10 protein-coding genes and 1 pseudogene are annotated in these 24457 nt (G+C 67.7%); all 11 read left to right on the top strand.

Annotated elements, in window-relative coordinates; all coding sequences use genetic code 11:
- The first annotated feature begins 77 nt into the window (after window positions 1-77).
- The 11 genes and pseudogenes from ACZ6Y1_RS13150 (at window position 78) to ACZ6Y1_RS13100 (ending at window position 24456) form a co-directional block, all read left to right on the top strand.
- On the top strand, window positions 78-1409 hold the full coding sequence (locus ACZ6Y1_RS13150; protein ID WP_469627145.1) for a class I SAM-dependent RNA methyltransferase: 1332 nt from the start codon (window positions 78-80) through the stop codon (window positions 1407-1409).
- 406 nt (window positions 1410-1815) lie between these two features.
- Window positions 1816-2982: a serine/threonine-protein kinase gene (locus ACZ6Y1_RS13145; protein WP_469627142.1), complete on the top strand. Its 1167-nt coding sequence runs from the start codon at window positions 1816-1818 to the stop codon at window positions 2980-2982.
- Window positions 2983-3067: 85 nt separating this feature from the next.
- A complete protein-coding gene (locus ACZ6Y1_RS13140) occupies window positions 3068-6049 on the top strand; it encodes an SNF2-related protein (protein ID WP_469627138.1) in 2982 nt (993 codons plus the stop codon).
- Between the two features lie 4 nt (window positions 6050-6053).
- Window positions 6054-10982 carry an Eco57I restriction-modification methylase domain-containing protein gene (locus tag ACZ6Y1_RS13135; RefSeq protein WP_469627135.1) on the top strand — a complete coding sequence of 1643 codons (4929 nt, stop codon included), beginning with the start codon at window positions 6054-6056 and terminating at the stop codon, window positions 10980-10982.
- Between the two features lie 9 nt (window positions 10983-10991).
- Window positions 10992-17723 carry a DEAD/DEAH box helicase gene (locus ACZ6Y1_RS13130; protein ID WP_469627132.1) on the top strand — a complete coding sequence of 2244 codons (6732 nt, stop codon included), beginning with the start codon at window positions 10992-10994 and terminating at the stop codon, window positions 17721-17723.
- Window positions 17723-19879 carry a UvrD-helicase domain-containing protein gene (locus ACZ6Y1_RS13125; RefSeq protein ID WP_469627129.1) on the top strand — a complete coding sequence of 719 codons (2157 nt, stop codon included), beginning with the start codon at window positions 17723-17725 and terminating at the stop codon, window positions 19877-19879. Before ACZ6Y1_RS13130 ends, ACZ6Y1_RS13125 begins: the two co-directional genes overlap by 1 nt.
- A gap of 84 nt (window positions 19880-19963) precedes the next feature.
- Entirely contained in the window at window positions 19964-21340 is a 1377-nt protein-coding gene (locus ACZ6Y1_RS13120; RefSeq protein WP_469627124.1) for an AAA family ATPase, read from the top strand.
- Window positions 21341-21384: 44 nt separating this feature from the next.
- Window positions 21385-22083 carry an HNH endonuclease family protein gene (locus ACZ6Y1_RS13115; RefSeq protein WP_469627122.1) on the top strand — a complete coding sequence of 233 codons (699 nt, stop codon included), beginning with the start codon at window positions 21385-21387 and terminating at the stop codon, window positions 22081-22083.
- 194 nt (window positions 22084-22277) lie between these two features.
- Window positions 22278-22385: pseudogene (locus ACZ6Y1_RS13110) on the top strand (helix-turn-helix domain-containing protein); the annotation flags it as partial.
- Window positions 22386-22606: 221 nt separating this feature from the next.
- Entirely contained in the window at window positions 22607-23689 is a 1083-nt protein-coding gene (locus tag ACZ6Y1_RS13105) for a M20 family metallopeptidase (RefSeq protein WP_469627467.1), read from the top strand.
- Entirely contained in the window at window positions 23686-24456 is a 771-nt protein-coding gene (locus ACZ6Y1_RS13100; RefSeq protein ID WP_469627120.1) for a GNAT family N-acetyltransferase, read from the top strand. The genes ACZ6Y1_RS13105 and ACZ6Y1_RS13100 overlap by 4 nt, the downstream gene beginning before the upstream one ends.
- Window position 24457 lies beyond the last annotated feature (1 nt).

The raw sequence follows: 24457 nt of genomic DNA, 5'->3' as shown, positions 1-24457 counted from the left end.
GGCCGGACGAGATCCACGTAAACTGGTGGGTCGGTCGTCCGGCCGTTCCTTTTTTGATCCCTTGGAGTCTCCCCACCATGACCGAGCAGAACGAGAAGCAGTCACTGGTCGGGGAGGAGTACGAGGTCGAGGTCGGCCCCGTCGCGCACGGCGGCCACTGCATCGCCCGGACCGCCGACGGACGGGTCCTGTTCGTCCGCCACACCCTCCCCGGCGAGAAGGTCGTCGCGAAGGTCACCGAGGGCGAGACGGACTCCCGCTTCCTGCGCGCCGACGCGGTCACGATCCTTTCGGCCTCCAAGGACCGCGTCGAGGCCCCCTGCCCGTACGCCGGCCCCGGCAAGTGCGGCGGCTGCGACTGGCAGCACGCCAAGCCCGGCGCCCAGCGCCGGCTCAAGGGCGAGGTCGTCGCCGAGCAGCTGCAGCGGCTCGCCGGACTCACCCCCGAGGAGGCGGGCTGGGACGGCACCGTCATGCCCGCCGAGGGCGACAAGCTGCCCGCGGGCCAGGTCCCGCAGTGGCGCACCCGGGTCCAGTACGCGATCGACGAGACCGGCCGCGCGGGCCTGCGCAAGCACCGCTCGCACGAGATCGAGCCCGTCGACCACTGCATGATCGCGGCGCCCGGGGTCTCGGAGCTCGGCATCGAGAAGCAGGACTGGCCCCAGATGGCGACGGTCGAGGCCATCGCCGCTTCGGGCTCCAACGACCGCCAGGTCGTCCTCACCCCGCGCCCCGGCGGCCGCCTCCCGCTCGTGGAGCTCGACAAGCCGGTCTCCGTCCTGCGCGTGGAGGAGAAGGACGGCGGCGTCCACCGCGTCCACGGCCGCCCCTTCGTCCGCGAGCGCGCGGACGGCCGTACGTACCGCGTCGGCATGGGCGGCTTCTGGCAGGTCCACCCGCAGGCCGCGGACACCCTGATCAAGGCCGTCATGCAGGGCCTGATGCCGCGCAAGGGCGAGATGGCCCTCGACCTCTACTGCGGCGTCGGCATCTTCGCGGGCGCCCTCGCGGAACGCCTGGGCGAGACCGGCGCGGTGCTCGGCATCGAGTCGACGAAGCGCGCCGTCGAGGACGCCCGCCACAACCTGGCCGACTTCCCCCGCGTCCGCATCGAACAGGGCAAGGTCGAGACGGTCCTGCCGAAGACCGGCATCACGGAGTGCGACCTGGTCGTCCTGGACCCGCCGCGCGCGGGCGCGGGCAAGCAGACGGTCCGCCACGTGGCCGGCCTCTCGGCCCGCCGCATCGCGTACGTCGCCTGCGACCCGGCAGCCCTGGCCCGCGACCTGGGCTACTTCAAGGACAACGGCTACAAGGTGCGCACGCTGCGGGTCTTCGACCTGTTCCCGATGACCCATCATGTCGAGTGTGTCGCGATCCTTGAACCCATTGCAAAGGGCCTCTGACCTGCAGGTGAGGTCGGTGTGCATGATGTGAGCTGTGTGCGTTGTGGGCGATATCTCGACGCTGATTCGACGCTCGTGACGCACGCCTGACGCACAGGGTCGGCGATTCTTGATGGTTCGTCAGTCACGGATGAGCGCCTCTCGCGGCAGATCGTGATCTTGCTGCGGGAGGCGCCCTTCGCATCGTTGGCCCTGGGCTGCGATGGTGTACGGGGGCGGGAGCTCCAGCGGAAGCACGGCGAGGCCTTCCGGCGCCTGGCGGCTTTCGAGGAGCTGCCGAGCGAGGCGACTGCCATCACCGGCCGGGCGAGCGGGCTCGCGTACGACGGGCTACTCAAGGGCGCCCTGCCTCCGCCGGCTACCGGTACGTCTCCGGGGAAGGGGAGTCTCAGGAGGCGCAGGCACAGTGAGCCGACCCACTGATAACCTCGCTATTGTCCAGCCAGGTCAGGGCATCTCGGGGGAAAAAGTGTTGCAGCCGCTCAGAGCGGGCGACCCGACGACGGTCGGGGATTTCCGACTGGTCGGCCGACTCGGGCAGGGCGCGATGGGTGTCGTGTACCTGGGTTACCGTTCGACCCGCGCGGTCGCGGTCAAGGTTGTCAGACCACAGCTCGCGGAGGACGAATACTTCCGCAAGCGCTTCGCCCTAGAGCTGGAGGCGATCCGTCGCGTCGGCGGTTTCCACACCGCCGCTCTGGTCGACGCCGATCCTCAGGCCGCAACCCCGTGGATCGCGACCCAGTACATCAACGCACCCTCGCTGTTGGAGCTGTTGGAGCAACACGGCCCGGTCAGCGAGCTGGGCGCGTGGTGGCTGGCGGCGGGGCTCGCGGACGCCCTGATGCACATCCACTCGGTGCGTTTACTGCACCGGGACCTTAAGCCGGGCAACGTCCTGGTCTCCGCGGACGGCGTCCGGGTCATAGACTTCGGTATTTCCCACGTCAGCGGCGGTACCGGCCTGACCACAGGGAGTGCGGCGCTGGGCACCCTGTCTTACATGGCACCGGAGCAGGCCGCAGACTCCCGCAAAGCCAGTGAGGCGGCGGACGTCTACAGCCTTGGCGCCACGCTGGTGCACGCTGCGACCGGCCATGTCCCCTTCTACGCGCAGATGCCCGTGCAGCGGACGCTGGACATCCAGCCCGACCTGACCGGCCTCCCGCCCGCCCTGCTCGACTTGGTCACCCACACCCTGGCCTTCGGCGCCGAGGACCGGCCGACGGCACAGACCGTGCTGGAGGAGGCGATGGGACGCCTGCTCGACTTCGGCATACCGACGGAGGCGCAGGCGCACCCGCCGCTGCCGGAGGCGTTCCTCGCGGACGTCCTGGAGCGGCAGGCCACACCGGTCGAGGCGATAGACGCCATACCGGATCCGGATCCCGTGGTGTACGCCGAACCGGACGACGCTGAGGACATGGCCCCCGAGCCGGAGCCCGAGGCCCGGCCGTTCCCACGGCCCGCGGGCCCATTCGATCCCGGGCCCCGGCCCTCTGCCACGCCGGACCGTTGGGCCGCGCGATGGCGCAGCCGTATCGAGGACCGTCGCAGCGACTACGGCGGCTGAGCCTCCGCGGACCCTCCCACAAGACCGCAAACCCACAGTGCTCGAACCGCGCAGAAGTAGAGCATCAACCGAAGGAGACCCGCCGATGGCCACCGTCGCGGACAGCGCGTCAGGCAACATCCCGGGCGATGCGCCCGTCGGCGCGAAGTTCGCCGCCGGGATGCAGGTCCGCGCCCGCGACGAGGACTGGCTGGTGGTGGAGGTCGACGAGACCACCAAGGACGGCACCCGCCTCGACGTACGGGGCATCTCGCCCCTGGTCCGCGATCAGCGCGCGGTCTTCTTCGCTCACGAGAACCTCGACAGGGTGACCCCGCTGCGCCCCGAGGACACCGAGCTCGTCCCTGACGACTCCCCCGAGTGCCGCCGCACGCGCCTGTTCATCGACGCGCTGATCCGCAAGACGCCGCTGCCCCTCTCCGAGCAGCGTCTCGCCACCGTCGGTACCCATCTCGTCGACGACCTCGCCTACCAGCGCGAGCCCGCCAAGGCCGCCCTGCGCGCCCTTCGCCCCCGGCTGCTGATCGCGGACGCGGTCGGCCTCGGCAAGACCCTCGAGGTCGGGCTGCTGCTGTCCGAGCTGATCAGGCGTGGACGCGGCGAGCGTATCCTCGTGGTGACACCGAAGCACATCCTGGAGCAGTTCCAGCACGAGCTGTGGACGCGCTTCGCCATCCCGGTGGTGCGGCTGGACTCGGCCGGTATCGAGCGGATCAAGAACGACATCCCCGCCGGCCGCAACCCCTTCTCCTACTACAAGCGGGCGATCATCTCGATCGACACCCTGCGGTCCGACCGCTGGCGCAGCCACCTCATGCAGGTCACCTGGGACGCCGTCGTCATCGACGAGTCGCACAAGCTCATCAACACCGGGACGAAGAACAACCGCCTCGCCCAGCTCCTCGCGCCGAAGACCGACGCCCTGATCCTGGCTAGCGCCACCCCGCACAACGGTCAGCGGGAGTCCTTCGGTGAATTGCTGAGCCTGCTTGACCCGACGGCCATCCCTGACACCAGTGACTACGACGAGACACAGCTCCAGAACCTCTACATCCGGCGCCACAAGATGTCCCCCGACGTCTCGGCCGAGATCGGCCACATGTGGGCCACCCGTAAGCGGCCGGTAGCTCTCGACTGCACGGCGACGCCAGCCGAGCAACGGGTCTTCGATGAGCTGTACGACGTCTGGATCGACCCGAAGGACGGTCGCACGGCCCCTGTTTCCGGGAAGGGCGCCAGGCTGTTCCCATACACCCTGCTGAAGTCCTTCCTCTCCTCCCATTCCGCGCTGGTCGAAACGGTCGACAACCGGATCAACACCATCGATGGGAGTTCCGACTCGCAGGAGCGGCAGGCCGAACGCGACGCACTGATCAACCTCGGCACCATCGCCGAGGCCATCGACATCGAGGAAGCCGCCAAGTTCCGGCAGTTGGTGAAGGTCCTCAAGGAGGAGGTCAAGGTCGGCCCCGGATCTGACGCTCGCGTCGTCATCTTCTCCGAGCGCCGTGCCACGCTGCAGATACTGCAAGACACCCTGCCCTCGGCCCTCGGTTTCGCCCCGAGTCGGGGCAAGACCAGCGGAGCCGTCCGCCAGCTTCACGGCGGCCTGTCGGACGATGAGCAGCAGCGGACCGTCAAGGACTTCGGCCTGGCCGGCAGCGACCTGCGTATCCTGCTCACCGGTGACATCGCCGCCGAAGGCGTCAACCTGCACCGCCAGTGCCACCAGATGATCCACTACGACCTGCCCTGGTCTCTGATCACCATCGAGCAGCGCAACGGCCGTATCGACCGCTACGGCCAGCAGCACTCCCCGGAGATCCGTGCGCTGCTGCTGCTCACTGACGACGAGGACCCCGAGCGCCCGTCGGCCGACCGGGCCGTGTCCGAGCGGCTGCTGAAGCGTGAGGACGAGGTCCACCGCACGCTCGGCGAGGCGGCCTCCATCCTCGGGCTGCGGGACGAAGACGCCGAGACGACCGCGATCATGGAACGCCTCCTGGCGAAGGAGGAACCGTTCGACACGGTCGTGCCGACGGTCCCGTTGGACCCCTTCGAGGCATTCCTGGCCGACCACACCCCGGAGGGCGACTCGCCCGGCTACCAGGTGCCACAACTGTTCGCGTCCACCCGTGCGTTCGTCGAGGAGGCCCTGGAGGAGGTCTACGACAACCCGGAACAGCGCATCGGCAAATACTGGGACGAGGACCACCCCAAGATGATGGTCTTCACCCCGGACCGCGAACTCCAGCGACGCCTGCTGGTTCTTCCCAAGTCGTATCTGGACGAGCGGCGGGTTCTGGAACAGCTTCGGGTCACCTTTGACAAGGAGTTCGGCCAGGACCGGCTGGACAGGGCCCGAGAGCGCAGTGGAAAACGCACCAAGGGCGCGATCACCAAACAGGAGCGCACCGAGACCTCCGGTTGGCCCGATGTCAGCTACCTGACGGACCAGCACCCGGTGGTGGAGTGGCTCACCGACAAGGTCCTCGTCCGGCTCACCCGCAACACCGCCTCGATCATCACGGCGGACGTGACCGAACCGGTGTTCCTCACCCAGGGCATGTACTCCAATGCCAAGGGCCACCCGACCGTGCTGGCTTGGACCTGCGTGACGGGCCTAGCGAGCGGCACACCTGTCTTCGACGACGACTTGGTAGGCGTACTCGATCGGGCTGGGGTGAAGCCGAAAATGCTCAACCGGCCCTTCACCGGTGACACGTCGGCCTTGCAGGAAATGGTCCCCGCGGCGGTACGGGCGAGCCGCGAGCACATCGCCGTGCTGCGCAACGAGCAGGAATCGCCTCTCGTGGAGCAACTCGCCGAGTACGAGCAACGTTTGGGAGCCTGGCGAAAGGCCAGCCTGTCTACCTTCGAGCAGCTCAGCTTCAGCGGCATCCGGCGGAAGCACGAGGAGACGCGCGTGCAGAAGACCGCGGTGGAGGTCGAGCACCTCATCGAGCAGTTGGCCACGCAGGGCGAGGCGATGGTACGGGTGATCGGGGTCCTCGCTCCGCCCGCAGCCGCCGGCGGTAACGAAGTTCAGCAGCAGAGGGGCGTGTGACACCGTGGCATTCGAAGCGATCACCAATCGCGGTGAGTACATCTCCGCCCACTACCTCGCCGAGCTGTTCGCCCGTGACCTCACCGAGCTGCGCAAGCGCTGGACCTCCTCCGACCGGGCGGGCGCGCCGTCGTCCCGCTCGGGTGTGAAGGGTCTTCGCCGTGAGTACTTCAAGGCCAAGGTCCGCATCACCGAGAACAAGGCTTTCGAAGGTCCTGAGGTACGGCAACTCAACGACCATCTGCTGGCAGCGCTGGCGTATGTCAAGCCGGAGGGCGAGAACAAAGACGCCGAGGCCACGCCGGAGCCCGAGGGCTCCACGCACACCCGACTGCGCCGTGGCGACTTCGGCGTGATGCAGGGCGACAAGGAACGGTCGGTGCCGGTTGCGCTCGCCGTCACGGGTCCCGGTGGCCTGGAACTCGTCGCTCTGGACGTCACTTGGGAGGTGGACGGCGAACTCGTCGTCGCAGATGTCGAAGACGGCGGGGCACAGCTCCTCGACCCGATCCAGCTCGACGGCAAGCAACTCATCACCGGCGCGGCCGACGCCGTCACCTTCCTCTTCGGCTGCGAGGAAGGCTACGCCCCGCGCTACGTCCTGCTGCTCGCGGGTGGCGTGGTACTTCTCGCCGACCGCACGGCCTGGCACGAGGGTCGGTTCCTCGCGGTGAGCATCGACGAGGCCCTGGACCGCAACCTCAGCGCGGACGGCGAGGAACTGGAAGCGGTGGCCGCGCTGTTCGGTGCGGAGTCGCTGCTGACGGCGGGTGGAGTCGCCGGCTACCTGGACGGCCTGGTCGACAAGGGCCGCAAGCACGCGGTGGGCGTCTCGAAGGAGCTGCGGGAGGGACTCCGGCAGTCCGTCGAGCTCATCGCCCAGGAAATCCTGGACCGGCTCAATGAGGGCGGCGCCGACCCGGCGGAGCTGGGCGACCCGGCTGACCTGGCAAGCCGGCTCACTCGCGAGTCGTTGCGCTACCTGTATCGGATCCTGTTCCTGCTGTATGCGGAGGCCCGGCCCGAGCTTGGCATCCTGCCGAGCAAGGACGACGCCTATCAGGACGGCTACGGCCTGGCCCGACTCGGTGAGCTGGTCTCCTATGACCTCCCTGAGGAGACCCGGAACGGCTTCCACTTCGCCGAATCGCTGGATCTGCTGTTCCGGCTCGTCGACCAGGGGCACCGACCGCTGGGCAGGGACGAGGGAGCGTCCGAAGACGGCGTGACCGTGCTCGACGCGGACGGCCTGCGCTTCGAGGCGCTGCGCAGCGACCTGTTCGCGGCTGGCGCGACTCCGCTGATCGGCTCGGTCTCGGTCGAGGGCGAGCGGATTGACACACGTCTGCGGAACAAGGTGCTGTGGCGGGTACTCAATCTGCTGATGCTCACCCAGGGGCGCCGCAGCGGGCGTGGAAAGGCCGGCGGCGGTACGGGCAAGGGCTTCATCTCGTACGCGCAGCTCGGCATCAACCAGCTCGGTGCGGTGTACGAGGGCCTGATGTCCTACACCGGATTCTTCGCTTGGGATGACCTGTACGAGGTTGCCAAACCGGATTCGGACGGGCTGAGCGGCACGTGGGTCGTGCCGCTGAAGGACGCCGACAACTACGACGAGGACGTCTTCGTCAAGCGGACGGACGAGCTGACAGGCGTCAAGAAGCGGATCCTGCACAAGAAGGGCACCTTCGTCTACCGCTTGTCGGGGCGCGAGCGGCAGCGGTCGGCTTCGTACTACACGCCGGAGGTGCTGACCCGGAGCACGGTCAAGCACGCGCTGGCCGAGTTGCTGGACCAGGACGGCGTGACGACGCCGGCACGGGCGATCCTTGACCTGACGGTGTGCGAGCCTGCTCTGGGCTCGGGGGCGTTCCTCAACGAGGCCATCAATCAACTGGCGGCGGAGTACCTGAAGCGCAGGATGGCGGAGCTGGGCGGTGAGCAACTCCCGCCGGACCGGTACGAGGCGGAACTGCAGAAGGTCAAGGCCTACCTTGCTCTGCACAACTCCTACGGCGTCGACCTCAATCAGACGGCGGTTGAGCTGGCGGAGGTCTCACTCTGGCTTAACTCGATGCACGAGGGGCTCAAGGCTCCCTGGTTCGGCTTGCACCTGCGTCGCGGCAACTCGCTGATCGGGGCTCGGCGAGCGGTGTATGCGGCGGAGGCGCTGAAGCGAAAGGCATGGCTGACGACGATCCCAACTGACCGGCCACTGCGGGCGGGAGATGAAGAAGGCCAGTTCCAGGCGGGCAAGGAGATCCACCACTTCCTACTGCCGGCCAAGGGCTGGGGCGCGGTCGCGGATGCCAAGCCGGCCAAGGAGCTGGCCAAGGAGGACCGCGATGCTCTGGCGAAGTGGCGAACGGCTGTCACGGCAACGCCTTCAGCCGCTCAGGGGAAGCGTCTGCTTGCACTGGCGACCCGCGTCGAGCGCCTATGGGAACTGACCCGGCGCCGCCTGATCGTGAGCGAGCGCGAGGTACGGCGCCAGATCGACGTGTGGGAGGTCGACACCAGCCAGCCGCTGGAGAAGGCGTCGGAAGACGTGACCCGCGAGCAGATCGAGAGCGCGCTGAACGAGCCGGGCTCGCCACGCGGTCGGCTGAAGCTGGTCATGGACGCCTGGTGCGCCCTGTGGTTCTGGCCAGTGGGCCAGCCTGATACACCCGCGCCGCCGAACATGGATGAGTGGTTGTCGTTCTGCGAGGCCGTAGCGGGGATTCCGGCTGCTAAGGCAAAGGCACGGCCATCCGGTCGGGTCGGTGGCGGCGCAGCGGGACTGGACGACGAACTCGGGCTGTTTGCCGATACTGGTGTTTTCGAGCAACTGGCAACGGACGATGAGTTCGACAGGGTAATGAGCAAGAGCATTGACTTGCCGTCGGTGATGGTGCGGTTCCCCTGGCTGGGTGAGGTAGATGGGATCTCACGCCGTGAGGGGTTCTTCCACTGGGAGCTTGAGTTCACACACATCTTCGAACAGGGAGGGTTCGACCTTCAGGTAGGAAACCCGCCCTGGGTCAAGTTCGAATGGGATGATGAGCTCGCTGTCGCGGAACACGACGCCTGGTTTGGCTTGGTCGATAATGCGCCTGTGCAAGTGAAGGTTGACCGGAAGGAGAAGGCGCTCCTCGAACAATCCGCAATGATGGAGTACCTGCTCGACCTAGCTTCCTGGGCAGGGATCAGTGAGCATCTTGGGTCGCCTGTGACCCATCCGCTACTGTCTGGAATGAAGACAAATCTTTACATGAGTTTCATGGAGCGGGTTTGGCGAAACATTAAAAAACGAGGGTCTGCAGCACTGATTCACGAGGAGAATCACTTCACGTTTCCGACGGGAGGTTTGTTTCGTGCGGCAACGTACGCGAGACTCCGGCGTCACTTTCAATTCGGTAACAACGTCCTCCTGTTCGAGGATGTAGATAATAACAAGAATTTTGGCATCAGTGTCTACGGCACCCAAAGGGAAATGCGGTTCGTGCAGATCGCGCGAGCTATCCATCCGTCTATGGTGGATGGCTCGTTTGAACATGACGGTCGCGGCGAGCTGCCAGGGATCCAATTCTCGGAAGGTGGCTGGGACTTGCGGCCGCACCGGGAAAGAATTGTGCACGTAACGCGCGAAACTCTCGCCGACTGGGCAGCGCTCGTGGACCCGCCGGGAACGCCGGCTCCGCAAGCCCGCACGCTTCGTCCGGTGACGACAGCCGAAAATCAGGTGCTCCGAGCCTTGTCGCGTTTTCCGGAGCGAATTCAAGACAATAAGTACTGGTGGTCTCTGGAGCTCGATGAAGGGAAGGCTAAGAGGGAGCGAGTGATTGAGTGGCATACGCACACGCCGGGTTCGTGGTATGAGGCGGTGCTGCAGGGGCCACACTTCTCGGTGGCCACCCCATTTGCAAAGCAGCCAAACGTGGAATGTAGGTCTAATAAAGATTATTCGGCTTGGGACCTGGAATCTCTGCCGGCAGCTGTCATTCCCCGAGTGAACTATAGAAGGTCGTGTACGTCAGACGAATTCGTAGCAGCACAGCGCGCATGGGATGGGGTCCCTTCGCGTGATCGCTTTCGGCTCGCGTGGCGCCGCATGGTCACCTCGAACACTGAGCGATCTTTGCATGCCGCACTTTTGCCGCCCGGCCCGACGCATGTGCACGCGGTGCATACCATGGCGATGGAGAATAACCGTAGCACTGCAATTATTGGTGGCCTTTGGTCCTCAATTGGTCTCGATTATTTGGTTAAAGTCTCCGGAACGACGGCGGTCAACTTCGAGCTGGCTCGTCGCTTCCCTGCGCCACTGGAACATCTCCTGAGCACGCCGCTCCTCCTCCGCACGCTTCGCCTGAACTGCCTGAGCCGCGACTACGCCTCCCTTTGGGACGAGCTCTTCGAGGCTGCCTGGCTCACCGACCACTGGACTGACCTCGGTTCCTCCCGGCCGCCAATCCAGGCCGTCGAGCCCACCTGGTCAATGGCGACGCCTCTGCGCACGGAGTACGACCGCCGCATGGCCCTAGTCGAGGTCGACGCGCTCGTCGGCGTCATGCTCGGGCTTACCGCCGAGCAGCTCTGCGCGATGTACCGCTCTCAGTTCGCCGTACTGCGTAAGTACGAGTGGGAGATGTTCTTCGCGCCCGACGGCCACAAGATCGGCGCGGCTACCCACAACGTGGGAATCCGCCAGACCCCCGAAGAGACAACCTTCGTCAAGGCATGGGCCAAGGCCGCTCGCGCGGGCGACCCCACCCCCGCCGTCCCCCAGGGCTGGGTGAAGCCCAACCGCGAAGCCGAGATGACCCGTGCCCACGCGGACTTCACCGCGCGCCTGCACGCCGGTGAATACGGCGACTACGCCGCCTATCTCGCCGAGCACCCCCTCACCACACCCGAAGCCACGCCCACCCCCGCCCCGGAAAGCAGGTAGCACCCAGCCATGCTTCCCTCCCTGGCCGCCGAGGATCTGCGTCGTGCCCTCGCCGCGTACCTGACGACGAGTTTCGCGCTCGCCGACGACGACGTTCGCGAGGAGCTCGAGGCATTCCTTGAGCGGCCGGAGAGCAGGCTCTTCCGCGGCCCGTACCTCCGTGTCCGTACTCCCTTCCGGGAAGCGCCCCCCGGCTGGGAGATGGCCCTGGACTGGTGCCCCACCGGCTTCCGCCCCTACACCCACCAGGCGACCGCCTGGCAGCGGCTGTCCAGCAAGTCGGGCCACGCTCCCGAGCCGACGATCGTCACGACCGGCACCGGATCCGGCAAGACCGAGTCGTTCCTCATCCCGATCCTGGATCACTGCGCCCGCGCCCGCGCCGCCGGGGTGAAGGGCGTCAAGGCGCTGCTCCTCTACCCGATGAACGCCCTGGCCGACGACCAGGCCCGCCGCATCGACGAGCTGCTCGCCAAGAACGGCGCTCTCTCCGCCGTCACCGCCGGCATCTACATCGGCGGCGCCTCCGGCAACCGCCCCCCGGACGACGAGGACGAGAACGCTCCCGGTTCCTACGCCCGGGAGTCCGGCGCAAGCACGATCACCCCGACCCAACTGTCGCCGGACAGTCGATTGATCACCGACCGTGAGGCCATCCGGGCCAACCCACCGGACTTGCTGCTCACCAACTACAAAATGCTGGACCTGCTCCTCCAGCGCATCCCGGACGTCCCCCTCTGGCAGGACGGCGGCTTGACGTACGTCGTCCTGGACGAGTTCCACACCTACGACGGCGCGCAGGGCACCGACGTGGCGATGCTGTTGCGTCGCCTGGGGGCAGCCACCGGCAAGGCCGAGCCCGGTCGCCCTCTCGGCACGATCACCCCCGTCGCCACTTCCGCCACGCTCGGGGGTGGGACCAGTGCAGCCGGCGGAACCGCCCCCACCGGCAGCATGCGCTCCCTCGACGCCGCCTCCACCACCGACGGCCCTCATAAGTCTGACCGCGAACTCCTGCTCGAATTCGCCGAGAAGGTCTTCGGCACGCCTTTCCCGGACACCGCTCTGATCGGTGAGGACCGTCAGACACCCGGCGAGTTCGTCGCCGAGCCCGACTTCCTGCTCCCCGTTCCCTCACCGGCCGCCCTCGCTGCCGTCCCTGACCCATTGAACGACCCGTCTGCCCTCCAGCAGCTCGCCGAGCTCGTCGTAGGTGTGGACTTCGCCGACCCCGTCCAACTCGGCCGGAAGCTCCGTCAGCACAACCTCGTCCGCGCCCTCCTCGACGTAGCGGGCGACACCCCCGTCACCGTCCCGGAGATCGCTCGCGAATTCGCGAAGCGCGGCGGCGGCGCGGCCTGGGACGAGGCGGCCAGGACCGACATCAGCCTGGTCGCCACCGGCCTCGCACGGCTCCTCGCTCTGGTCTCGACCGCCCGTGTCCAGGACCCGGACACAGGTCGCATCAGTCCCTTCCTCCGTGTCGAAGCCCAGCTCTGGGTCCGTGAAGTCCGGCGCGTCATCCGCGCCGCGACGCCGACACCCCACTTCCGCTGGTTCGACGACGACGGCCCCACGGGTGACACCCGCCCCAACCCAGCGAACCTCGCCATCTATCCCTCCGCAGAGGTGGACAGCACCGCCGACGCCGAGTCCGACGACGGCACGGGCATCCCAGGCCTCGCTTCGAACAGCGCCGTGCCGTTCGTCCGCCCCGTCGGCCCGGCCTATCGTGCCCATCTCCCCGCTGTGTACTGCCGCCACTGCGGACGCTCCGGCTGGGCAGCACTGTCTACGGACCTGGAGTGGCAGCAGCTCAAGACCAAGCCGCTGGACATCTACCGTGCCTCCGCCCAGGGCAACCGTGCGGTCCGCTGGATGATCCGCGCCAGGCCCGGCGAGGACACCCCTGTCTTCCTGCACGCCGAAGAAGCCGAATTGCGTACGGTTCCGAGCGCCCAGACCGTACCCGTCATCACCGTCGCCGGGCCTGTCCCCGCGAACACGGGCGACAAGTGCCCGTCCTGCGACCTGACCGACGGCATGCGCTTCCTCGGTGCGGGCACCGCCACCCTCGCCTCCGTCACCACCACGCAGCTCTTCTCGGACCGCGGCCTTGCCAAGGACGAACGGAAGCTGCTGGTCTTCACCGACTCCGTCCAGGACGCCACCCACCGGGCTGCGTTCATCGCCAACCGCAGCTTCGGCTTTACGTTCCGCGGGCTGCTGGCCGAGCAGCTTGAGCCAGGCGCGCCGGTCGCCGTACACGACCTGGCCACCGACGCCGCCCAAGCCGTCGTGACGACTGCCGAGAAGGGCTCCGAGGAGGGCGAGATGAGCAAGCTCGCCTCGATCGTGCCTCCCGATCTGCGCGACAACCCGGAGATCCGTACGCTCCTCAGCGGTGACGGGTTCAGCGACGCGGGCGCGTACATGCTGCAGGACCGTATGGTCTTCCAGACATTGATGGAGTTCGGTCTGCGTTCCCGCCTGGGCCGCACCCTCGAACTGACCCGGACCTCGGCCGCAGAGGTGCACCTCCCCGACGCGGCCGCCGTAGCAGCCTTGCTGCGGGAAGCCCATCAGCGTCTCCCCGGACAGATCACCCTCCCCACCGACGACGCCGACTACGTCATCTTCCTGCGCGGGTTGCTGGAGCGGATGAGGCTGCGCGGGGCACTGTTCCACCCCTGGCTGAAGGAATACATCGCCCAGGCCGGCGCCCGGCGCTGGCCGATCTGGGGTGGCCGTCCGACAGGCATGCCCGCCTTCCCTCGTGGACTGGCCGCACCCACCTTCCCGATCCTCGGGCGAGTCGGTCCGACCGACTTCGACTCGCTCAACCGTGACAACACCTGGTTCGCCGATTGGGGCCACCGGACCCTCGGCTGCGACCGACGCGAAGCCCGCGCCCTCGCCGAACAAGCCATGAAGCTGCTCGCGCAGCGCGAAGTACTGGCGACCTACCCGGCCGACGGCGGTTCGACCGTCTTCGCCCTCAAGCCGCGCACCATCCTGGTGCACAGCCTCGCCACCGACCCGTCGGCTCCTGAAGAGGGCAGCAGAACTGCCCCGGCCGCCGCAACCAGCATCAACGACCACGGCGTCCGCTGCGACAGTTGCACTTGGCGGCAGACCGTCCCGCCCGGCCGACGCGAGGACTGGCTCGATACGCCCTGCCTGCGCTTCCAGTGCAAAGGCCGCTTCACCACCGACGACCGCGACTACAGCGACGACTATTACCGCCGCCTCTACACGGTCGACCGGCCTGGTGACGTGCTCACCGCCGAGCACACGGGCGCGCTCAGCCGGGCCCGCCGCGAGGAGGTCGAGCACGCCTTCAAAAACCGTCCCTCGCCGTTCGACCCCAATGTCCTGACCTGCACGCCCACCCTCGAACTCGGCATCGACATCGGCGACCTGTCCGCCGTGCTGCTCGCCTCCTTGCCGCCCGCTCCCGCCAACTACGCGCAGCGCATCGGCCGCGCCGGCCGCAGCACCGGCAACTCGCTCACCGTCACTTTCGTACCGCGCGGCGCTCGCAACCAGTACTACCTTCACGCGCCCGAGGAGATGCTCGCGGGCCGGATCATCCCGCCGGACTGCTACCTGGATGCCTCCGAGATCCTGCGCCGCCAGTACCTCGCGTTCCTGCTCGACCGGGCCGCCGACCGCAGCCTGTGGCAGGCAACGATGATGCCCGAGGAGCCCATGCCGCACCGCATCGGCGCTCTCTTCACCAAGGGGCTGGCCGAGGACGGCTGGTTCCGCCGCTTCCTCGACGTCGCCCAGACCCGTCACGTCGACCTCGCGGACTCCTTCATCCGGCTCTTCCCCGGGATGTCACCTGAGGTCGATCAGGGTCTGCGGCAGTTCGCGCAGCTGGAGTTGGAACAGACCGTCGGCCAGGCCGCCACCGCCTGGCGCAAACGCCTGGAAGCACTGCGCTCTCGGTCCCGGCAGATCGGCCGGGCCTTCGACGCCCTGGCCACCGCCTCCGGCGACCGAGAACGCGACGAACAGCGCCGCCAGCTCTACGCGGAACGCAGGTCCGTCAGCAGGCGCAGAGACGCCCTGGTTGGCGAGAACTCGGTCAACGCCATGGTCCGCCTGGGCCTGCTGCCCAATTACACCCTCCACGACGACGCCACACTGCTCGACGCGACACTGTGGTGGAAGGACGCCGACGGCGAGTTCCAGGACCAGCTGACCGAGTACGGGCGCGGCTCACGCATGGCCCTACTGGAACTTGCGCCCGGCAACACCTTCCACACCGACGGCTACAAATACATCGTCAACGGCCTGGATCTCGGCGCCGGCGAGGGCGACACCGCCTACGCCAAGTGGCGGCTGTGCCCGGAGTGCGGCTACGTCGCCACCGCCGAGTCCGGGCTGGACCTGACCGCCTGCCCGCGCTGCGAGGCCGTCCAGATCGCGGACCCGGGCGCACTCCACACCGTGCTCGTGCCCGAGCGTGTCACCGCCCGTGAGCGGCGGGAGGATGCGCGGCTCACCGACGAGCGCGACGAGCGCGAGCGACGTCGATTCAACGACATCACGCTGGTGGACATCGACCCGGCCCAGCCCCAGGGGCTGCGCGCCTGGAAACGGATCGGGGAGCTGCCGTTCGGTGTGGAGTTCGCGCGGGTGGCGACCATCCGCACGCTCAACCTGGGCCCGGCTTCCGCCGCGGGCCCCGAGCACCAGATCGCCGGTGACGACCACCAGGTCCCCGGTTTTGAGACCTGCCTGGAGTGCGGGTCCGTACGCGGCGTGCATCCGCAGGCATGGGACCGGGCCGCCGAGCGGATCGGTACCCGGCACGCGTACTGGTGCAGCCACAAGGATGACGGGATCACCGCCGAGACGGCTTCGATGCAGAGGCTCGTACTGGCGCACGAGCTGACCACTCAGGCGCTGCGGATCCTGTTGCCTGTCTCCACGATGGAGCTGCAGACCCGGCTCGTGTCGTTCAAGGCCGCGCTGCTGCTGGGCATAACCAAGCACTTCGGCGGCGCTCCCGACCATCTGCGCGTCGTGCCAGCGACCATGCCGGGCGGAACCCGGGACCTGCGCCGCCGCTTCCTGGTGCTGCACGATTCCATGCCGGGCGGCACCGGTTATCTGGAGCACCTCGCCGACGCCACCGTGCTGCACCGGGTACTGACCCTCGCCCAGACCGCCCTGCGAGACTGCCCCTGCGGCAAGGAGAACCTGCGCACCCCGTGCCATCGCTGCCTGCTGCCGCACGTCAACAGCAGCGAGCATCCCTTCGCATCGCTGCGCGTGGCCAGGGAGCTCCTGGACGAGATCCTTACGGGCTGGGACACCGAGCGTGTCGATACCCTGTCCGGAGTGCGCATCGACCAGCTCGCCGAGAGCGAGCTGGAGAAGCAGTTCGTCCGCACCCTCGTCGAGTGGGGCAGCCGCCGTCCGGAGTCCGGCTCAGTGACGCCCCGTGCCGGGGAACGTGGCATGGAGTACGAGCTGCGCTTCACCCGCCCGGACGGCGGCAGCACCCGCTGGCTCTTTCAGGACCATGTGCGACAGCTGACGTCCGCGCCCAGTGAGCCGGACTATCTGCTGACCCGGATCGACGGACCGTCGACACGTATCGCGATCTTCCTCGACGGCTACGCCTTCCACGCCAGTACCGGCATCAACCGGATCGCCGACGACGCCACCAAGCGGGAAGCACTGCGGGCCGAGGGCATGCAGGTGTGGCAGTTCACGCACCCGGACGTCATGGCCTGGAAGGCGGCGGTGGAGGGGACCGCGGCCGACCGTCAGGTGCGTACCCCTGCCGCACCACTTCTCGGCGAGGGCGCATTGCGCGCGGCCCGGCAGATCCATCAGATGCTGACGGACGGCCCGCAGCCCGACGACACGCTGGATCCGGTGCTGCGCAACCCGATCGAGACGCTGCTCGAGGTACTCGCCGAACCCGACGCGGAGCAGTGGTCCCGTAGGGCGGCAGCGTTGGTCGGCGGTTTCGCCGGAGGCGGCGCGGCGCGGGTGCCGGTCGACCGGCGTTCGGTGGGTGAGCGGCTGCTGGACGTACTGGCGGGCGGCACCCTGCCGGTGCCCGCCGGCCCGGCCGCCGCCGACGCCATCGCGATGGACGTCCGTACCCTGGGCGGGCTGCGCATCATCGGGCTGCTCGACAGGCGGCCCGAGCCCGCGACCGGTCAGCCCGGGATGTCGGCCTGGTCGGCCTTCACCGTGCTGGACGACCGCGACGAGGCGGTTGCCGAGCCGGGCCATCGGGCACGGTGGGCCGACTGGTTGCGATGGTCGAACCTGCTGCAGCTGCTGACGGATGACCGGGGTTCGGCACTGCCATGTTCGTTCCACCAGGTCGCGACGTCCACGGCTGGACAGCTCGACCCGCACACGGTCGCCCTCCTCGCGGGGGCGCTGCCCACCACCGCGGGCCTGCCCGAGCAGCTGCCGGAGCCCTGGGCGGAGGCGGTCGAATGGGCCTCTTCGCAGGCCGAGGGACTGCTGTTCGCCCTGTGTCGGGAAGCCCGTACTCGTCATTTCGGTGCGCCGGAGGTCGGCTTCGAGCTCGACGACCGGGTTGCACAGCAGGCGGAACTCGCCTGGCCGGACGCCAAGGTGGCGGTGTTCCTCGATACCCACGAGCAGCGTGACACTGCTTTCGAGGCGGCCGGCTGGTACGTCGTACATGCCAAGACAGTTGATGTGGCCGAGTTGGCCGAGCGTTTGGAGAATGCGTGATGTCCAAGGCCCAGGTCGTCATGGCGGACGTCTTCGGCAAGTATTACGACAAGCTTGACGGGTCGGTCCAGGCGCAAGTGCTGCAGTTCATCATGAAGATGCAGCGCGACCCGGACGCCAACGGGCTGAACCTCAAGCCGCCGAAGGGCGCTGAGGACAAGCGGGTTCGTACGGCAAGGATCAACGACAACTTCCGTGCGGTACTGATGCATTACGCCGACCGGATCTACTATCTCGTCGCGGTGCTGCCGCACGACGACGCCTACACGCTCGCATCCCACATCATCTTCGACATCAACAAGGTCACCGGCGGCGTCGAGCTGATCAACCTCGCGAGCCTGCACGGCACCCTCAGCGGGCAGCCGGCCCAGGCTCCTGTCACCGCAGAACCCTCCGTCTTCGCCCATGTCTCCGACTCCGATTTCGACCGGCTCGGCGTGCACCCCTCGGTCGTACCGGCGTTGCGTGAGATCCGCAGCATTGACGCGATTCTCGGCTTCGTGGAGCATCTGCCCAAGCTCGCCAGGGACGTGATCCTCTGCCTTGCCGACGGTATGACCGTCGAGGACGTGTGGGAGCACGTCAGCTCCGTCGCGGCGACCAGCGACACGATCGACCCGGATGACTACGAGGCCGCGAACGGGCGCCCCGCGACCAAGGAGTCCTTCGTAGTCACTGGTGATGTAGCCGAGTTCGGCCGGATCATGTCCGAGCCGTTGTCGGCCTGGCGGATCTTCCTGCACCCGGCACAGCGCGCCCTGGCCGAGCGCAAGACCCCCAACAAGGGACCGGTACGGGTCACCGGCGGCCCCGGTACCGGCAAGACCGTCGTCGCGCTGCACCGGGTCAAGGCGTTGGCCGACCGGCTGCCGCCCGGCCAGGCGATCCTGCTCACCACCTATACCACCACCCTTGCCGAGCTGCTGCGCTCGCTGCTGGAGGACCTCGGAGGCGCACAGCTCACTGCGAAGGTGGACGTTCGCAACATCGACAAGGTTGCTTACGGCATCGCCAAAGAGATCTTCGGCGCGAAGACTCCCAGGTCCCTCGGCGACGATGAGATCCGCCAGCGTTGGGACGACCTGGCCGACGAACAGCAGCCACACCGCTGGGACGCACGTTTCCTGGAGGCGGAATGGAAGCAGGTCGTTCTCGCCCAGGACATACGCAGCCGTGACGACTACCTGGCCGCGAGCCGGGCCGGTCGCGGCCGACGTCTCAACCGCCCGGAACGGGCACAGGTGTGGAGCTTGATCGAATCCTTCGAACACCGCTTGGACGCGGCGGGTGAGGTAGGTGTCACTCAACTCGCCGCGCAGGCGGCCCGGATCGCCTCCGGCTGGAACGACGAGACCCGGCCGTACCGGCACATCGTCGTGGACGAAGCTCAGGACCTGCATGCCGCCCACTGGAAGCTGTTGCGGGCGCTGGTCCCGGTCGGCGAGGACGACCTGTTCATCGTCGGCGATGCCCACCAGCGGATCTATGACAACCGGACGACGCTGAGTGCTCATGGCATCAATGTGCGAGGGGGACGCTCCAAGCGGCTGACCCTGAACTACCGCACGACTCGCCAGATTCTCGGAACGTCGCTGAGCCTGCTGGGCGACGCGAGCTTCGACGACCTCGATGATGCGGCCGAAGACCTGGGCGGCTACCGTTCGGTCCTCGGCGGGGCGAAGCCCGAGCTGATCGAGTACCCCTCCATTGCCGCCGAACTTGGCGGCTTGACCGGACGGATCGAGGAGTGGCTGGGTGAGGGCCTGAAGGAGGACGAGATCGTCGTCACCGCCCGGACCAACAAGCTCGCGGACACGGCGGTGGCGGCGTTGCAGGATGCGGGAATCAAAGCCGTCAAGGTGAGGCCGCGACAGACTCCGGCGGTCGGCTCCGGGGTGCACGTGATGACGATGCACCGGATCAAGGGCCTGGAGTACCGAGCAGTAGCGATCATCGGTGCGGGCGCGGATCAGGTGCCTCAACCCAGTGCTGTCATCCCGGTCTCCGAAGACCGTACCCAACACGATCGCGACCTGCAGCGTGAGCGCTCGCTGCTGTTCGTCGCGGCCACCCGGGCCCGCGAGCAGCTCGCCATCACCTGGGCGGGCCCGCGCAGCCCCTTCCTGGAGGGAGCTACTGACCTCCATGTGCGGTGACTTGGCGCAACGCCACGTTAGAGTCACCACGGAGTCTGTAGTTATCCGACTCTCACCTCAGAACGGGATCCCGGCGGACCAGACATGTACCTGAAGAACCTTCGCCTACGGAACATCAGGTCGTTCCACGGTGCGCGCAACGTCGACCTGGACCTGACCAGGCCCGACGGCTCGTACGCCGGTTGGACAGTACTGGCGGGCCGCAACGGCTCGGGCAAGACGACCCTGCTGCGCGCGATCGCGCTGGCGATCAGCGGTCCGGCCGTGGCCCGCAGCCTCGTTCCCGGGTTCGATACCTGGGTATCCCGGGGCCAGACCGTGGCGAAGGCCGAGGTGTGCCTGGTCCATGACCCGGAACGGGACCAGTTCACCACGGGCCGACGTCCGGTCCGGCCGATCTGGGCAGGGCTGCGCTGGACCGCGGCGGACCAGGCGTCGCTCTCCGGCAAGCCAGGTTCCAGCCGGTCCGGACAGCCGGCCCTGAACACCATCGGCTACCAGAAGGAACGCCCCGTCGCTCAGCGCGGCCCATGGGCTGACAACCCGGTGGGATGGTTCTGTGCAGGGTACGGACCTTTCCGCAGGCTCGCCGGAGGCTCGAGCGACATCCAGCGGCTGATGTCCGGCTCAGGCTCGGTCGCCCGGCTGACAAGCCTCTTCCACGAGGACGCATCGCTGGCGGAGGGTGTGAGCTGGCTCATCGAGCAGCACTTGCGCGCGTTCGAGGACAAGGACGGTGCCCGGGACATGAAAGCGGCTGCCTTGGCCATCCTGGGTGACGACCTGCTGCCCGACGACTATCAGATCGACAACGTCGACTCCGAGGGCCTGTGGGTCATCAACAGCAACCACCGGTTCCCACTGAGGGAGATGAGCGATGGCTATCGCACGGTGGCGGCCCTGGTCGTGGACATCCTCAAGCAGATCCACGACGCCTACGGTGAACTTGCCCTGGACACGACGGACGGCAGACCGAACGTTCCTAATTCCGGGGTTGTCATCATCGATGAGATCGACGCCCATCTGCACGTTTCCTGGCAGAAGCGAATCGGCGGCTGGCTGAAGGCGCACTTCCCGAACATTCAGTTCATCGTCACCACGCACAGCCCGTACATCTGCCAGGCAGCGGACCCTGGGGGCCTCATCCGGCTGCCGGGCCCGGACGAGGAGAGCCCCGTGGAGGTCGTACCCCAGCACCTCTACGACCGCGTCATCTTCGGCAGCGGTGACGACGCTGTGCTCTCGGACCTGTTCGGGCTCGACACTCCCTACTCGGACCAGGCCGAACAGAAGCGGGAGGAGCTCCTTGCTCTGGAGCTGGACGTGGTGCGAGGCCGAGCCAGCGAAGAGGACAAGGTCCAGTACCGTGATCTGAAGCGCCAACTGGCCAGCTCCCCGGCTGCTCGCGTCGACGAAATCGCAGCCCGGATCCACTCCCGTCACCCCCGGCGCGATTCATGATCCGGCTAAAGAGAGTGCCACTCCTACAGGCAACGCTGACCTCAATGGCTGGCTACACCGGAGACATCGGGCAGGCGGCCGTCCCCAAGCAGCGAGCCAAGCAGTTATGGAAGCACACCACTGTCCGGAGGCACATACACCCTGCGCTGAAAAGTGCTCTGGCGGAGATGGCACCAGGGCTGGAGCGGTGCATGTACTGCGGGGACAACCAGGGAACCGACATCGACCACTTCGAGCCCGTCCGCGTGAATCCGTTGCGCACCTTCGACTGGCACAACCACCTTCTGGCGTGTTCCCTGTGCAACAGCCACCTCAAGCGTGACCAATTCCCCCTCGCCGACGACGACACACCCCTGCTCATTGACCCAGCCAGCGAGGATCCCGCTCCGCATCTGCACCTCTCACTTGCTGCGGGCGCATACATCGACCTCACAGACAGGGGCGACGCGACAATCAAGGTCTTCGGCCTCAACCGGAGAATCCTTGTCCGGGGGCGGCTCAACGCCTATCGGATCACCCCGCTTCTGCTGGACAAGTGGCGTACTGCCTTTGAAAGGGACGACCTAGCGGAGGCGGAGGCCTATGCAGAAACGATCTGGGAACAGCCCACCGCTGACGTCGTCCACGCCATGTTTCACCAGGCTCTAACCCCAGGAGCCGAGGACATTTTCGCGGACGCGCCCGAAACCCTCGCTCTGCTACGCGACCAGGCGATCCGCACCGGGCTGCTGGGCATCTGCTGAGTCAACCCAGCACAAGCACGTGACCTGGCGGCCGAAAATCTCGCCGTCAGTATCGGTACGGTGCCGCCCAGCCGTTCCTCAGGGCGGTGACCACTCCGCGTCTGTCGGTGACGGGTGAAAAGTGGGCCGTTGGCGACGGATGAAAGTTGACCCCCATCGAGGGGCTGGCTCGTTGAGTCAGACCGGGAGGATGGGTGATCAGCGTGGAGGACTGGGCGGAGATCCGGCGGCTGCACAGAGCCGAGGAGATGCCGATCCGGGCGATCGCGAGGAAGTTGGGGATCTCGCGGAACACGGTCCGCAGGCGGGACGTACGACCCGCCGGGCACCGCCCGTTCCATGGTCATTGGGTCCCCGGCACGAATCGGGCGCCCAGGTTGTCACGGCGCCACCAACCGGGCCGTGTCCGGCCTGCCTAGCGTGGCGGTCATCCCGACCTGGAGGAACCACCGTGCCGGTTGACCAAGAACCCCACCCCCTGCGAGCGGACCACGCGTCCGCCCCCGTATTCGAGCTCGACGCCATGCTCGCCGACCTCGAAGAACTCGTCACCTGCGAGTCGTACTCCGCCGACCACGCCGCTGTGGCCCGCAGCGCGCGGGTGGTCGCCGAGCAGGGCGACCGGCTGCTCGGCGCCCGCCCGGAGACGCTTGTGATCGACGGCGTCACGCACGTCCAGTGGACCTTCGGGACCCCGCGCGTCCTGCTCCTGGGCCACCACGACACCGTCTGGCCGATCGGCTCCCTCAAGACCCACCCCTGGTCGGTGGAGCAGGGCATCGCCCCCGGTCCCGGCGTCTTCGACATGAAGGCCGGCCTGGTCCAGATGTTCCACGCACTGGCTGCCCTGCCCTCCCTCGACGGGGTGTGCGTCCTCGTCACGGGCGACGAGGAGGTCGGCTCGGACACCTCCCGCCCGCTCATCGAGGACCTGGCGCGTCAGTGCACGGCCACCTTCGTCCTGGAGCCCTCCGCCCCCGGAGGAGCGCTCAAGACAGGCCGCAAAGGCGTCTCCCTCTACGACATCACGGTTCACGGCCGCGCCGCCCACTCCGGGCTCGAACCCGAGAAGGACATCAACGCGGCAACCGAACTCGCCCACCAGATCTTGGCCCTGAGCCGGATCGCAGACACGGTGACCGCCGAGACGGGGCCCGGGACGACGGTCACCCCCACGCTGGCCTCGGCAGCTACCGCGAACAACACCGTGCCCGCCCGCGCCGACCTCAGCGTCGACGTACGTGTCCCCAGCGCTGCCGCCCAGGACGCGGTCGACCAGCTGATCAGGACTCTGCGGCCCGAACTCCCCGACGCGCATCTGGACGTCACCGGCGGCCCCAACCGCCCGCCTCTGGACCCCGATGCCTCACGCGGGCTCTTCGCCCTGGCGGGCGACGTCGCCGCGCGACTCGGCCTCGGCCCCCTGCGGCAGGCAGCCGTCGGCGGCGCGTCCGACGGCAACTACACCGCCGGAGTCGGCTGCCCCACCCTCGACGGCCTCGGCGCCGTCGGCGACGGCGCCCACGCCGACCACGAACACGTCCTCACCGCCACCATGCCGGCCCGCGCCCGGCTCCTGGCCCACCTCGTCGGAGCGATGCTTTGACCGCACTCGACGTCAGGGAACTCCACGCCATGGAGGACCTCGACACCGTCAGCCGCCTCTACGCCGGCATATGGGGCACGGCCGCCGACAGCCCACCTGTCTCCGCCGAGGTGATGCGAGCCCTGTCCCACGCGGGCAACTACGTGGCCGGCGCCTACGAGCAGGGCCGCCTGGTCGGCGCCTCCGTCGGCTTCTACGGCGACCCCGTCGGCACCACTCTGCACTCCCACATCACGGGCGCCGCCCAGGGCCGCGGCATCGGCCTCGCCCTCAAATTGCACCAGCGCCAATGGGCCCTCGCCCGCGGGCTCAAGCGCATCACGTGGACCTACGATCCACTGATCCGCCGCAACGCCTACTTCAACCTTGTCAAGCTCGGCGCCCGCCCCGAGGAGTACCTACGGTCCTTCTACGGCGCGATGGACGACGCGATCAACGGCGGCGACGAGTCCGACCGCGTCCTGACCGCCTGGGATCTGACGGCGCCCGAGGGGCCGTGCACCTTCGACCTGCCCGCCGGAGCCGCCCGTGGCGTGCGCAACGACGACGGCCGCCCCGTGATCGGCCCGACCGACGCCGACACCGTCCTGATCGACCTCCCTGACGACATCGAGTCGCTGCGCCGCACCGACCCGAGCGCCGCACACGACTGGCGGCTGGCCGTGCGCCACACCCTGGGCGGCCTGCTCGCCGAGGGAGCCCGCGTCGCCGGCTTCCACGATCGCCGCAGCTACGTCATCCACCGCACCACCAGTACCGCCGCCTGAA

The organism is Streptomyces sp. NPDC053432 (genome assembly GCF_055585365.1).
The sequence above is the reverse complement of the archived record's forward strand: the minus strand, read 5'-3'. Positions and strand labels throughout refer to the sequence as shown.

Coding starts and splice junctions, on each gene's coding strand:
- ACZ6Y1_RS13150 (WP_469627145.1), top strand. CDS start 78: ATGACCGAGCAGAACGAGAAGCAGTCACTGGTCGGGGAGGAGTACGAG.
- ACZ6Y1_RS13140 (WP_469627138.1), top strand. CDS start 3,068: ATGGCCACCGTCGCGGACAGCGCGTCAGGCAACATCCCGGGCGATGCG.
- ACZ6Y1_RS13130 (WP_469627132.1), top strand. CDS start 10,992: ATGCTTCCCTCCCTGGCCGCCGAGGATCTGCGTCGTGCCCTCGCCGCG.
- ACZ6Y1_RS13125 (WP_469627129.1), top strand. CDS start 17,723: ATGTCCAAGGCCCAGGTCGTCATGGCGGACGTCTTCGGCAAGTATTAC.
- ACZ6Y1_RS13120 (WP_469627124.1), top strand. CDS start 19,964: ATGTACCTGAAGAACCTTCGCCTACGGAACATCAGGTCGTTCCACGGT.
- ACZ6Y1_RS13115 (WP_469627122.1), top strand. CDS start 21,385: ATGGCTGGCTACACCGGAGACATCGGGCAGGCGGCCGTCCCCAAGCAG.
- ACZ6Y1_RS13105 (WP_469627467.1), top strand. CDS start 22,607: ATGCTCGCCGACCTCGAAGAACTCGTCACCTGCGAGTCGTACTCCGCC.